Origin of the sequence: Kutzneria chonburiensis (genome assembly GCF_028622115.1) — a bacterium.
GTDB classification, from domain to species: Bacteria; Actinomycetota; Actinomycetes; order Mycobacteriales; family Pseudonocardiaceae; genus Kutzneria; species Kutzneria chonburiensis.
Genome location: NZ_CP097263.1, coordinates 8,365,850 through 8,378,632, shown reverse-complemented (window position 1 = coordinate 8,378,632; position 12,783 = coordinate 8,365,850). Strand labels below are relative to the sequence as shown.

Here is a 12,783-nt window from a genome sequence, read left to right as displayed (position 1 = left end):
CCGGATTAGGCGAGGTCCTCGAAGGACTCCTCACCGGGCCGCCACACCATCCACTGGCCGTCGTCGAAGCCGGTGAGCATGGCGATCTCGGCGCCGACCAGCTCGTCGACGGTCGGGCGCAGGCGAATCAGGTCGACCCCGAAGCGCACTTCGAGGCCGGTGCCGGTGGCCTCGCGAGTGTCGGTCACGACGCCCGGGATGAACCGCCACAGGGCATCGGCCCAGCCGGGATCGCCGACGGCATACGTGCGGCCGTCGCGAACGACGGTCGGGAAGCAGTCGCATTGCAGGACGACCTGCCGGCTCGACGTGTCGCTGTCGAAGTGCAGCTGCACGTGGTCGAGGAGGAACTGCACCGAGAACAACCGGTGCCCGACGAGCCGGGACAACAGCTCGTTGGGAACGTAGCTCACCGAACTACACGTTGAAGCGGAACTCGACCACGTCGCCGTCGGCCATGACGTAGTCCTTGCCCTCCATGCGGGCCTTGCCGGCGGCCCGGGCGGCGGCGACGGAGCCGGTGTCGACGAGGTCGCCGTAGGAGATGACCTCGGCCTTGATGAAGCCGCGCTCGAAGTCGGTGTGGATGACGCCGGCGGCCTGGGGAGCGGTGGCGCCCTGGGGAATGGTCCAGGCGCGGGACTCCTTGGGACCGGCGGTGAGGTAGGTCTGCAGGCCGAGGGTGTGGAAGCCGGCGCGGGCGAGGGCGTCGAGGCCGGGTTCGAGCTGGCCGATGGACTCGAGCAGCTCGCGGGCGGACTCGGCGTCCAACTCGATGAGCTCGGACTCGACCTTGGCGTCGAGGAAGACGGCGTCGGCCGGGGCGACGAGCTCGCGCAGCTCCTTGAGCCGGGCCTCGTCGGTGAGCACACCCTCGTCGGCGTTGAAGACGTAGAGGAAAGGCTTGCTGGTCAGCAGGTTGAGCTCCCGCAGCAGCGCGACGTCCAACTCGGCCTGGGCCTGGAACAGGGTCCGGCCGGCGTCGAGGATGTCCTTGGCCTTGGCGGCGGCCTCGAAGGCGGGGCGGCGGTCCTTGTGGGTCCGGCCCTCCTTCTCCAACCGCGGCAGCGCCTTCTCCAAGGTCTGCAGGTCGGCCAGGATGAGCTCGGTGTTGATCGTCTCGATGTCGGACGACGGGTCGACCCGGCCGTCGACGTGCACCACGTCGGGGTCGTCGAACACCCGGATGACCTGGCAGATGGCGTTGGCCTCACGGATGTTGGCCAAGAACTTGTTGCCGAGCCCGGCGCCCTCGGAAGCGCCCTTGACGATGCCGGCGATGTCGACGAACGACACCGTGGCCGGCACGATCTTCTCGGAGTTGAACAGCTCGGCGAGCTTGTCCAGCCGCGGGTCGGGCAGCGCGACGACACCCACGTTGGGCTCGATGGTGGCGAACGGGTAGTTCGCGGCGAGCACGTCGTTGCGGGTCAGCGCGTTGAACAGGGTCGACTTGCCGACGTTGGGCAGACCGACGATGCCGAGGGTGAGACTCACGACGGAGCAGTCTACGCGGCCCGACCCTCGTGTCCGAAAACCGCCAGCCGGTGCCGGTCGATGCTGGCAGCATTCCTACCGTGCTCATCGATCCGGAACGTGCCTACCGTGCCGTCGCCTCCCGCGACGCGCGCTTCGACGGCCACTTCATCACCGCGGTGCGCACGACCGGCATCTACTGCCGGCCGTCCTGCCCGGCGGTCCGCCCGAAGCGCGAGAACGTGGAGTTCTACCTGACGGCGGCGGCCGCCCAGGCCGGCGGCTACCGGGCGTGCCGGCGCTGCCTGCCGGACGCGGTCCCGGGCTCGCCGGACTGGAACGTCCGCGCCGACCTGGCCGCCCGCTCGATGCGCCTGATCGCGGACGGCGTCGTCGAGCGCGACGGAGTGCCGGGCCTGGCCCGCCGCCTCGGCTACTCGGAGCGGCACCTGACCCGGGTGCTCACCGCGGAGCTCGGCGCCCCGCCGCTGGCCCTGGCCCGCGCGCACCGGGCGCACTCGGCCCGGCTGCTGATCGAGAGCACCGACCTCCCGTTCTCGGACGTGGCGTTCGCCGCGGGCTTCGCCAGCATCCGCCAGTTCAACGACACCGTGCGGGCGGTGTTCGCGGTGACCCCGTCCCAGCTGCGCGAGAGCGCGGCCAAGCACAAGCGCCACGAAGCGACGCCAGGCACCATCACGCTGCGCCTGCCGTTCCGGCCGCCGATGGACTCGGCGGGCATGCTCGCGTTCCTCGCCGCCCGGGCAATCCCAGGGGTCGAGGAGGCGAGCGAGCAGAGCTACGCCCGCGCGCTGCGCCTGCCGCACGGCACGGCGACCGTCCGGCTGACCCCGGCACCGCAGCACATCGACTGCACGCTGCGGCTGACCGACCTGCGCGACCTGGGCAGCGCGGTAACCCGTGTACGACGCCTGTTCGACCTCGACGCCGACCCGGTGGCCTGCGACGACCTGCTCGCCGCCGACCCCAACCTGGCGCCGATGGTGTCGAAGACGCCGGGCATCCGGCTGCCGGGCGCGGTCGACGGCCCCGAGATCGTGCTGCGGGCGCTGCTCGGCCAGCAGGTGACGGTCGCCGCGGCACGCACCGCGCTGGCCCGGCTGACCGAGCAGCTCGGCGAGCCCCTCGAGACCGCGGACGGCACGCTGACCAGGCTGTTCCCCACCCCCGAGGCGATTGCCAAGGAGGGCGCGGCGGTGCTCACCGGTCCACGCCGTCGCATCGACACGGTGCTGTCCACCTGCGCGGCGCTGGCCGACGGCACGCTGACCGTCGACGTCGGCCGCGACCCGGAGGAGCTGCGGGCCGAACTCGAAGCCCTGCCGGGCATCGGGCCGTGGACCGCCGGCTACGTGCTGATGCGCGTGCTCGGCGCACCCGATGTCCTGCTCACCACGGACGTCGCCCTGCTCAAGGGCGCGGCCAACCTCGGCCTGCCGTCGGACCCCGACGGCCTGGCGGCACGCGGCCGGGCCTGGCGGCCCTGGCGCTCGTACGCCGGCATGCACCTGTGGCGGGCCGCCGCCCACTCGACCACCACGATCCCCGGGAGCTCGAAGTGACCACCGCGTACGCGTCCACAGTGGACACCCCGATCGGGCCGTTCACCACGGTCGTCAACGGCGAGGACGTGGTGCTGGCCTCGGGCTGGACCGCCGACCTCGGCGATCTGCTGCCCCAGGTTCAGCCGGCGCTACGGCCGACCGAGATCGAGGACCGGGCCGAGCTGGGCCGCGTCACCCAGGCCGTCCGCGGCTATCACGCGGGCGAGCTGCTGGCGATCGACGACATCGAGGTGCTGCAACGGTCCGGCGAGTTCCGGGAGCACGCCTGGCGCATGCTGCGTACCGTGCCCGCGGGCAAGCCGGTCACCTATCGGCAGTACGCCGAGCTGTCCGGCCGTCCGACGGCGGTCCGGGCCGCCGCGGGGGCCTGCGCGTACAACGCTGCGACGTTGTTCGTGCCCTGCCACCGCGTGCTGCGCACCGACGGCTCGATCGGCGGTTTCCGCTGGGGTGTCGAGATCAAGCGCTGGCTGCTGGACCACGAGGAGAAGTCGGCTTAGGCAACCACCTCCAACCGGGAGCCGGCGCGGGCCTTGCGCACGCGCAGTCGGGTCGGGATCCGCTGTCGGAGCTCCTCGACGTGCGACACGAGCCCGACGACGCGGCCACCGGCGCGCAGCTCGTCGAGGGTGTCCATGACCATGTCGAGGGTCTCCGGGTCGAGGGTGCCGAAACCCTCGTCGACGAAGAGCGTGTCCAGCAGCGCCCCACCGGTCTCGGCGGCGACCACGTCGGCCAGGCCCAGCGCGAGCGCCAGGGAGGCGAGGAAGGACTCGCCGCCGGACAGCGTCTTGGTCGGCCGCTTGCGACCGGTGTAGTCGTCGAGCACGTCGAGCCCCAGGCCACCCCGAGTGCCGCGCGGGCCGGCCTCGTCCGAGTGAACGAACTCGTAGCGGCCCTGGCTCATCCGGCGCAGCCGGCGGGAAGCGGCGATCGCGACCTCCTCCAGCCGGGCAGCCAGCACGTACGACCGCAGCGACATGCTGCGGGCGTTCTGACCTCGGCCGATGACCACGTCGGTCAGGGCGTCCAGCTCGTCGTACTTGGCCAGCACCGGGGCGAGCGAGGCCCACACCGAGCGCAGCCGGGCACCCTGCTCGGCCACCTCGCTTCGCCGCAGCTGGGCCGACCGCAGTGCGGCGACGGCGGCTTCCAGGGCGTCACGGGCTTGCGCCGCCTCGGCTTCGACCGTCAGGACGTCGACCTCGGTCGACGGATCAACGCCGGCCAGTTCGGGCTCGGCCAGCACACCGCGTGCCGAGTCCTCGACCGCCTGCACCTCGTCCAGACGTCGCTCCAACGCAGCGATCGCCTGGTCGGAGCGCACGGCGGTGATCGCCGCCGGCACGTCGTCAAAGCCGGCCGCCACGGCGGCCTGCATGACGGCTTCCCGTTGCGCGGCAAGCCTTTTCTCCACGCCGACGGCCTCGTCCCGCGCCGCGGCGACGACTTCGACGATGTCGGCGACGGAGAGCAGGTGCTCGCGCCGGGCGGCCACGTCCGGGAACTCGCCGCGAGCGAGCCGCACCCGTTCGGTGCGCTCGTCGACGTTCTCCCGCAACGAGGTCAGCTCGGCGACCACGACGGCCAGCTCCCGCTCGGCCTCGGCGTGCCGCTCGGCCTGCCGCCGCGTCTCCTCCTCCAGGCGGCCCACCTCGGCCACCAGCCGGTCGACCCACGCGGCGACCACGCGCAGCTCGTCCCGTTCGTCGGTGAGCATCTTCAGGTCGGCCTTGAGCGACTCAGGATCCTTGCCGGCCAAGCGGTCCCGGAGCGTGAGGCACTCCTGCTCGGCACTTCGCAGCCGCGCGGCGGCCTGCTCTCGGCGTTGATTCGCCTCCTGCTCGGCCCGCTGTGCGGCGGCGTCCTGCTCCCGGGTGACCGAGCCGTCGGCGGCACGAGCCGGCGCCGGGTGCTCGGTCGAGCCGCAGACCGGGCAGTTGTCGCCGGGCACGAGACCGGCGGCCAGCTCGGACGCCATGCCGTCCAGCCGTCGCTGCCGGATGTCCAGGAACCGGTCGTAGGCCGCCTGATGGTCGTCGATCGCCTTGCTGTTGCCGGCCTCGGCTCGCTCCAGCGCTCGTTCCAGCGCCGGCAACCGGTCCGCGTCCACGGCGATCTCGGCCAGCTGCTTCCACTGCTCCTCGACGGCGTCCAGCCGGGTCCGGGCTTCCCTGGCCTTGTCAAGGCGCTGTCGAGCCATGCTCAACTGGTCCGGCAGCTGGGTCAGCACCCCGTTGAGCTGCCGGATGCCGACGGCGAGCTCCTCACGGCGCTTGTCCTGCTGCCGAATCCGTCGCTGATCGGCGGCCAGCTGCTCGGCCTCGGCGACGAACTGCCGCAGCGTGCCGGCCTCCTCGCGGAGACGACCGGCCTGGCCACGGGAATCGTCCTCCAACGGGATCGGGCCGAGCCGTCGCACGCCGGCCCGTTCCCGCTCCCGTACCTGCGCCAGCTCCTGCTCGATCTGCCGCTCGGCCAGGTGCGCGGCCTTGACGCCGACGGCTCGCCGCGCGGCGGCCAGCTCGGCCCGCCAGGCGATGCGCTCGCCGGTCGGCAATCCCGCGAGCTGTTCCTGCGCCCGGCGCACGCGGCGTACCCGATCGGCCAGCGCACGTCGCTGGGCCAGCTCGGATTCGGCGTGACGGGCGCGTTCGCGGCTCTCGGACTCCGTGGCCTCGGCTTCGAACACCAGGATGGCGACGCGGTCGGTCACCTCGCCGAGCCACTGCTCGCCGGCGTCTTCGGGCATCGGCTCGCCGGCCGCCTGCGCGGTGCGGGCGACCTGCTCCCGTACCTGCTGGCGGTGCTGTTCGACCTTGCGGCCGGCCAGCTGGCGGCGATCGCGGAACCACTGCTCGACGTCGTGGAACCGCTGCGTGCCGAACAACTTCTCCAGCAGCTTCTCCCGCTCGGACGTGTCCGAGCGCAGGAACCGGGCGAATTCCCCTTGCGGCAGCAGCACAACCTGGAAGAACTGCTCGGCGGTCATACCGAGCAATCGCTCGACCGTGCGGGCCACCTCGTCGTTGCGGGTGATGCCCTCGGCGTCGGAGCTCAGCCAGGTCAACGAGACCATGGCCTTCTGCGTGGTGAAACCGCCGCCGCGGCGTTTGGGCCGGTCGTACTCGGGACTGCGGACCAGCCGAAACCGTTGGCCCTGAACGGAAAGCTCCAGCAGGACCTCAGTGGCCAGGTCCGGGTCGGCGTTGTCGTAGCGCAGGCGCTTGACGTCGCCCCGCGCACCCGGCACCCGACCGAACAGGGCGAACGCCACGGCATCGAGCAGAGTTGTCTTGCCGGCGCCGGTTTCCCCGTGCAGCAGGAAAAGGCCGTCGGCGCCGAGCTGGTCGAAATCGACCGCCTGCCGGCCCGCGTAGGGGCCGAAGGCGCACAACTCCAAGCGGTGCAACCTCATTCCGTCTCCACCTCCCGGAAAGCCTGTTCCAGCAACGACGATTCCGACGCGGTCGGCACGCTGCCACGGACGTCGTGCACGAAGCCCGTGGCGATCTGGTGATCGCTGCGGCCGCGCACGGCGTCGGCGTAGCGCAGTTCGGCCGCGGCCCGTCCGCCGTCGGGACGCCACTCGGCGTGCACGGCGTGCGGGAACCGCTTCTGCAACTTGCGTTGCAGGTCAAGGGGTCGAACCTCATCGGTCACCGCGACCGACAGGAAGCACTCTTCCAGATCGGCGTGCCGGGGGTCCGAGAGAAGATCGTCAAGGCGTCCCGAGAGGGTGGCCAGTCGGCGTGGAACAGGCAGCTCGACCTGGGAAACGTTGTGCAATCCGTAGCTGTCAAGCTCGACCAGCAGGACCTGCTTGCGGTGCCGCGCCTCGGAGAAGGAGTAGGCCAGCGGGCTGCCCGAGTAGCGCAGGTTCTCGGCCAGCTTCTGCGCACCGTGCAGGTGGCCGAGGGCGACATAGTCGACGCCGTCGAAGACCGCGCCGGGCACGTGGTCGATGCCGCCGACGCGGATGGAGCGTTCGGACTCGCAGGCCTCGCCGCCGGTCACGAAGGCGTGCGCGAGAACCATGGTGCCGAGGCCGGTCCGGTTGCCTAAATCGGCCCGAACGCGGCGCATCGCCTCACCCAGCACGGCGGCGTGGCCACGGCCCTCGACGCCGAGGGTGTGGCGGGCGGGTTCCGGGTCCAGGTAGGGCAGTCCGTAGAAGGCGACGTCGTCGATCACCACCGGCGTGTCCAGCGCGGACAGCGTGGTCTTGAGGTGCAGGCCGCCGGCCGCGGCGAAGGTGCCGAACACCCCGATGCGCTGGGCCGAGTCGTGGTTGCCCGGCGTGATCACGATCTTCGCGCCGGCCTCGCGGATCGCCGACAGCGCCCGCCCGCAGGTCTCGATCGACTCGGCCGACGGCATCGCCCGGTCGTACAGGTCGCCGGCCACCACGACCACGTCCACCCGCTCGCGCTCGACCAGTGACGCCAGTCCGGTGAGGACCGTTTCCTGGTCGGCCAGCAGGTCGCGGCCGTGGAAGGTGCGGCCGACGTGCCAGTCGGAGGTGTGCAGGACCCGCATGGATCCTCAAGCTAAGGCCCGACCCCGACAACCTCCGGTAGGCCGCTCGGCGAGTCTCGAAGGTGTGACCGAAGTCCTCGGGCGGCAACGACACTGTCAGGGGCTGATGGCACTGTGGGGGTCGTGAGTGCGGAAGTGATCAGCACCGCGGCGATCGTGCTGGCCCTGTTGCTGGCCGGTGGCCTGGTGCTGCTGTGGCGGTTGTACCAGGACAGCGTGCGTCGGACCGACGCGGCGTTCGCCGTGGTCGAGGCCGAGCGGGCCCGGTTCGACCGGCAGCAGGCGACGCTGCGCCGGTACGAGGTGGCGTTCTCCTCCATCACCGGAAGGGGTGAACTCGGCGAGCAGGTGCTCGTGGAGACGGCCCGCACCCTTGGGCTGCGCGAGGGACTGCACTTCACCTTGCAGACGGACCTGGCCGGCGGCGGCGTGGTCCGCCCGGACATGGTGCTGGCGGTCGGCGGCGGCCGGCAGGTGCCCGTCGACTCCAAGATGAGCATGGTCGTGTGGGCCGAGGCGATGGAGACCGACGACGCCGACGAGCGGTCCGACGCGCTGCGCGTGCACGTGCGCAACATCCGGTCCAGGGCGGCGGAACTGGCTGGCAAGGGCTACTCCCGCTGGGCCGACGCCATCTACGGCACGGTCATGTTCGTGCCGTCGGACGCGGCGGTGGTCGCGGCCATGGACACCGACCCCGACCTGCTGCGCTGGCTGCTGGACCGGCGGGTTTTCCTGTGCGGACCGACCGGCTTCGCGGTGCTGGCCTCGGCGGCGTTGTTCGCGGCGACGGAGCGGGCCATCGCGGCCGACGTGGAGCAGGTCCGCAGCCAGGCCGCGGCGGCGCACCGGGCAGCCAACACGGCGATCGACTCCGTGAACCTGTCCAGCACCCACCTCCAGCGCTTCCTGTCGGCCCGGCGCCGCGAGCTGGACGCGCTGGAGGGGTTCCGGGGCGCCGTGCAGCCGCTGACCGACGCGGCCGGCAGCCCGACGCCGCTGACGACCGTGCGTCGTGCGGATGAGGTCACGGCCGGCCCGTTTACCCCGATGGCCGAGCCGCTTAACGCCGAGCAAACATCGGACGGAGGGTGATCAACTGAGGGTTTTGCCCGCTCATACGGGCACTGTCGGCAGCCCGTAGGGGTGACTGCCACTGCTTCTCACGGAGCGTTCACAAGCTTCGCGACACAAACGGGCTACCGTGTCGTCTCGTGACCGCCACGCGCGATCGCCGAAGCGATCTTGACACCGAGCCGGGGCCCGCCTCATGGGGGGACGCGCCGGCCTTCGGCTCACGGGCCATGCCCTGGTGGGGGCGGTGTTGACGGCGCTCGCCCTGACCGCGGTCGGCGCGCTGTTCGACGAGCTGACGAACAAGACACTGGGACTGCCGTTCCAGGTGCTGTACACGATCGGCTGCGTGTTGGCCGTGACGTTCGTGCGACGGCGCAGCCTGTTCGGCCCCATGGTCCAGCCCCCGCTGATCATGATCATCGTGGCCGGTGTGGTGCTGGGGCTGTTCGCCGGCGGTGCCAGCAGCGGCCTTGCCGCCAAGGCGATCGCGATCGGCCCGCCGCTGATCGGCAACTTCCCGGTCATGGCCATCGCCACCGTGCTCACCGTGGTGATCGGCGCGGTGCGGCTGATCCTGCAGCGCAAGCCCAAGCCGGGCGAGGACGACGACTTCCCGCCGCCGGTCCGGTCAGTGCGCCGCGACTCGGCCGGTCGTGACGACCGCGAGCCGCCGCGCCGTGAGGCCCCGCGGCCGGCCGGCGCACGCTCGCGTCCGACGCCACCGCCCGGGCGGGACCGTGAACGCATGGACCGGGACCGCCAGCAGCCTCCGCCCCCGCAGCGGCAGGTGCCGCCGAACCGTGGTGGCGCTCCCGGTGGCCGACCGCCCGCGCCTGGTGGTGGCGGTGGTCAGCGTGGTGGCATGCCGCCGCGTCCGGCCGCGCCGGGCCGTGGTGGCGGCGCCGGTGGTGGCCGTCCCGCAGGTGGTCAGGGCCGTCCGCCGCAGCCTCCGCCGCGCCGGCCCCGTCGCCCGGACGACGAGTACTGAGCCTGTGACACGAAAGCGCCGTTCGTTGCGTTTCATGCAACGAACGGCGCTTTCGTGTCAGCCAGGTTTAGCGAGGCCCCGCCGGTGCTTCGCACGGTTGGCAGATTTCGCCCGCCGCCACCGAACGCGCCCGCCCACCCGAGCCGATGCGGCGGGCTAAATCCGGCAAGGGCGAGGCACCGGTCACGAGGGGCCGAGCCGCGACGCCGGAGGCGGCGCCAATAGCTCAGACAAGATCCTTGCGGAGCTCACGCGGCAGCTGGAAGGCGATCTTCTCGTTGGCGGTGGTGACTTCCTCGACCTCGCCCCAGCCACGCTCGGCGAGGTAGGCCAGCACCTCGTGCACGAGGATGTCCGGCACGGATGCGCCGCTGGTCACGCCGACCGTGCGGACGCCGTCCAGCCACTCCTCGTTGATCTCCTTGGCGTAGTCGATCAGGTACGAGGCCTGCGCCCCGTGCTGGAGCGCGACCTCGACCAGCCGCTTGGAGTTGGACGAGTTCTGCGAGCCGACCACGATCACCAGGTCGCACTCGGGGGCCATCGCCTTCACCGCGACCTGGCGGTTCTGCGTCGCGTAGCAGATGTCGTCGCTCGGCGGCGCCTGCAGATCCGGGAAGCGCTGCTTGAGCTGCTCGACACGGATCATGGTCTCGTCGACCGAGAGTGTGGTCTGGGACAGCCAGATGACCTTGGACGGGTCGCGGACCTCGACCTTGGCCACGTCCTCGGCGGTGTCCACCAGCTGCACGTGCTCGGGCGCCTCGCCGGCGGTGCCCTCGACCTCTTCGTGCCCCTCGTGGCCGATCAGCAGGATGTCGTAGTCGTCACGGGCGAAGCGCTTGGCCTCCTGGTGGACCTTGGTCACCAGCGGGCAGGTGGCGTCGATCGTGCGCAGGTTGCGCTCGGCCGCCTCCTCGTGGACGGCCGGTGACACTCCGTGTGCGGAGAACACCACGAGTGCGCCCTCGGGCACCTCGTCGGTCTCGTCGACGAAGATCGCGCCGCGGTCCTGGAGGGTCTCCACGACGTACTTGTTGTGCACGATCTCCTTGCGCACGTACACCGGGGCGCCGTAGGTCTCCAGCGCCTTCTCCACGGTCACGACCGCACGGTCCACGCCCGCGCAGTAGCCGCGGGGCTTCGCGAGGAAGACGCGCTTGGGCCGGTCAGCAGCTGGGCTCGACGGGGTCATGGTCCAAGGGTAGCGGCGGCCGGACGACCACTTCGGGTGAGCGGCGTTCGTTTCGTCACCCGTTCGCCACGCAGAACTGTGCAGAAGGGGCCGACTGGGGCAGGCTAGACGCCATGAAGTCGTCACTGCCGCTGCCGGTGCGCATCGCCGCCGGACTCGCGGTCACCGCGGTCGAGCAGGCCCGCAAGCTCCCGGAGCAGCTCACCGGCCTCCCGGTGACGGTGGTGAGCCAGGCGCTACAGCTGTCCATGCGGGTGCAGCAGCGGGTCACCGAGCTGGCGATCAAGGGTGACGACGCGCTGGCCTCGCTGCGTCCGGTCGAGGAAACCCCCGAATGGGCGACGTTCGACGAGGATGACGACCCGCCCGCCGCGACTCAGACCCCGGACATCGATCCGTGGCTGGAGGAGGAGCGCGCGGTCTCCGAGCACGACGACAGTGACGACGCCGACAACGCTGACGACGAGATCGCCGCGGGCGGCCCGGCCTCGCTGCCGGAGTACGACGAGCTGTCGGTGCCGCAGCTGCGGGCCCGGCTGCGCCGGCTCACGCTGAGTGACCTGGAAGAGCTGGAGGCCTACGAGCGCGAGCACGCCGCCCGGCCGGCCTATCTGGGCATGCTGACCAGGCGTATCGCCACCGTACGGGCCCAGGAGAACACCAACTCGTGACCGCGCCCGGTCCGACCACCGCTGAGCAGCCCTGGCCGGTGCGCACGGTCACCCGCAAGATCGCCGACTGGATCAACCGACTCGGCGCCGTCTGGGTCGAGGGGCAGGTCACCCAGATCTCGGCCCGCCCGGGCACCGCCACCGCCTTTCTCACGCTGCGAGACACCAGCGCGGACGTGTCGATCTCCGTGACGTGCTCGACCCAGCTGGTCCGGGGCATGGAGCCGCCACTGACCGACGGCAGCCGCGTGGTGGTCCATGGCAAACCCAGCTACTACACCGGCCGCGGCACGCTGAGCCTGCGCGTGGACGAGATCCGCGCGGTCGGCATCGGCGAGCTGCTGGCCCGTATCGAGCGCCTGCGCCGGCTGCTGGCCGCCGAGGGCCTGTTCGACCCGCGCCGCAAGCGGCCGCTGCCGTTCCTGCCGCGCACGATCGGCCTGATCACCGGGCGGGCATCGGCCGCCGAGCGGGACGTGCTGACCAACGCCCGCGGCCGCTGGCCGGCGGCACACTTTCGGGTGATCAACGTGGCCGTGCAGGGCACGACGGCGGTGCCGCAGGTGATGACGGCGTTGAAGACTTTGGACGCTGATCCCGAGGTGGATGTCATCGTGATCGCCCGCGGCGGCGGCAGCGTCGAGGACCTGCTGCCGTTCTCCGACGAGACGCTGTGCCGGGCGGTGTCGGCCTGCGGCACGCCGGTGATCAGCGCCATCGGCCACGAGCCGGACACCCCGCTACTGGATCACGTCGCCGACCTGCGGTGTTCCACGCCGACCGATGCCGGCAAGCGGGTCGTGCCGGACGTCGCCGAGGAGACGCAGCGCATCCGCCAGCTACGCGACCGCACCCGCCGGGCGCTACACGGTTGGGTGGACCGCGAGCGGCGGCTGCTGGACGCCCTGCGCAGCCGTCCCGTGCTGGCCGATCCGCTGACGCCGTTGCAGCGGCGCTCCGACGACGTGACGGCGCTGCGCGACCGCGGCCGTCGGGAGATCAAATCCCTGATCACGACCGAGGAACGCGCCCAATCAGCCGTTCGCGCACGCTTGACGACCCTCGGACCAGCCGCCACGCTGGCCCGTGGATACGCCGTGGTGCAGAGCGTGGCCGAGGACGGGGCCACTTCGGTGCTCCGGACCGTCGACGACGCCCCGGCGGGAACGCAACTGCGGGTGCGGCTCGTTGACGGGGCGATCCGTGCCGTCGTGCCCGACGACGACACCCGTGAGCGGAGGTAGGGGTGCC

The 12,783-nt window shown here is 71.5% G+C and carries 11 protein-coding genes; 6 read left to right on the top strand and 5 right to left on the bottom strand.

The genetic code is table 11. The features are described from left to right. Window positions 1–5: 5 nt before the first annotated feature. Both M3Q35_RS39075 and ychF read right to left on the bottom strand, forming a co-directional pair. Window positions 6–413, bottom strand: coding sequence for a hypothetical protein (locus M3Q35_RS39075; RefSeq protein WP_273937591.1), 408 nt, complete (start codon window positions 411–413; stop codon window positions 6–8). Between the two features lie 4 nt (window positions 414–417). Next, the gene (gene ychF, locus M3Q35_RS39070) at window positions 418–1,497 is read right to left on the bottom strand and encodes a redox-regulated ATPase YchF (RefSeq protein ID WP_273937590.1); all 1,080 of its coding nucleotides are present in this window, start codon (window positions 1,495–1,497) and stop codon (window positions 418–420) included. 80 nt (window positions 1,498–1,577) lie between these two features. On the opposite strand from ychF, the gene M3Q35_RS39065 reads away from it, so the two are divergent. Then, window positions 1,578–3,059, top strand: coding sequence for a DNA-3-methyladenine glycosylase 2 family protein (locus tag M3Q35_RS39065; RefSeq protein WP_273937589.1), 1,482 nt, complete (start codon window positions 1,578–1,580; stop codon window positions 3,057–3,059). Next, on the top strand, window positions 3,056–3,562 hold the full coding sequence (locus tag M3Q35_RS39060; RefSeq protein WP_273937588.1) for a methylated-DNA--[protein]-cysteine S-methyltransferase: 507 nt from the start codon (window positions 3,056–3,058) through the stop codon (window positions 3,560–3,562). Before M3Q35_RS39065 ends, M3Q35_RS39060 begins: the two co-directional genes overlap by 4 nt. Here M3Q35_RS39060 and M3Q35_RS39055 read toward each other — a convergent pair. Together M3Q35_RS39055 and M3Q35_RS39050 are read right to left on the bottom strand one after the other, a co-directional pair. Next, window positions 3,559–6,480 (bottom strand): AAA family ATPase, encoded by a 2,922-nt coding sequence (locus tag M3Q35_RS39055; protein ID WP_273937587.1) that lies wholly within the window; start codon window positions 6,478–6,480, stop codon window positions 3,559–3,561. The two genes, M3Q35_RS39060 and M3Q35_RS39055, sit on opposite strands and share 4 nt — an antisense overlap. After that, on the bottom strand, window positions 6,477–7,601 hold the full coding sequence (locus M3Q35_RS39050) for an exonuclease SbcCD subunit D (RefSeq protein ID WP_273937585.1): 1,125 nt from the start codon (window positions 7,599–7,601) through the stop codon (window positions 6,477–6,479). The genes M3Q35_RS39055 and M3Q35_RS39050 overlap by 4 nt, the downstream gene beginning before the upstream one ends. 123 nt (window positions 7,602–7,724) lie before the next feature. Between M3Q35_RS39050 and M3Q35_RS39045 the strand changes: the two genes are divergently transcribed. After that, window positions 7,725–8,696 (top strand): DNA recombination protein RmuC, encoded by a 972-nt coding sequence (locus tag M3Q35_RS39045; protein ID WP_273937584.1) that lies wholly within the window; start codon window positions 7,725–7,727, stop codon window positions 8,694–8,696. Window positions 8,697–8,913: 217 nt separating this feature from the next. Beyond that, the gene (locus M3Q35_RS39040) at window positions 8,914–9,666 is read left to right on the top strand and encodes a DUF6542 domain-containing protein (protein WP_273937583.1); all 753 of its coding nucleotides are present in this window, start codon (window positions 8,914–8,916) and stop codon (window positions 9,664–9,666) included. Between the two features lie 226 nt (window positions 9,667–9,892). Here the strand turns inward: M3Q35_RS39040 and M3Q35_RS39035 are convergent, their stop codons facing one another. Next, window positions 9,893–10,861 carry a 4-hydroxy-3-methylbut-2-enyl diphosphate reductase gene (locus tag M3Q35_RS39035; protein ID WP_273937582.1) on the bottom strand — a complete coding sequence of 323 codons (969 nt, stop codon included), beginning with the start codon at window positions 10,859–10,861 and terminating at the stop codon, window positions 9,893–9,895. A gap of 113 nt (window positions 10,862–10,974) precedes the next feature. Here M3Q35_RS39035 and M3Q35_RS39030 point away from each other — a divergent pair, with 113 nt between their 5' ends. Then, on the top strand, window positions 10,975–11,532 hold the full coding sequence (locus M3Q35_RS39030) for a lipid droplet-associated protein (RefSeq protein WP_273937581.1): 558 nt from the start codon (window positions 10,975–10,977) through the stop codon (window positions 11,530–11,532). Then, window positions 11,529–12,776: an exodeoxyribonuclease VII large subunit gene (xseA, locus tag M3Q35_RS39025; protein WP_273937580.1), complete on the top strand. Its 1,248-nt coding sequence runs from the start codon at window positions 11,529–11,531 to the stop codon at window positions 12,774–12,776. The genes M3Q35_RS39030 and xseA overlap by 4 nt, the downstream gene beginning before the upstream one ends. Window positions 12,777–12,783: the final 7 nt, after the last annotated feature.

What these genes read in the sequence shown, in the direction of transcription:
- M3Q35_RS39055 (WP_273937587.1), bottom strand. Translation starts at nt 6,480, where the DNA reads ATGAGGTTGCACCGCTTGGAGTTGTGCGCCTTCGGCCCCTACGCGGGC.
- M3Q35_RS39050 (WP_273937585.1), bottom strand. Translation starts at nt 7,601, where the DNA reads ATGCGGGTCCTGCACACCTCCGACTGGCACGTCGGCCGCACCTTCCAC.
- M3Q35_RS39035 (WP_273937582.1), bottom strand. Translation starts at nt 10,861, where the DNA reads ATGACCCCGTCGAGCCCAGCTGCTGACCGGCCCAAGCGCGTCTTCCTC.
- M3Q35_RS39030 (WP_273937581.1), top strand. Translation starts at nt 10,975, where the DNA reads ATGAAGTCGTCACTGCCGCTGCCGGTGCGCATCGCCGCCGGACTCGCG.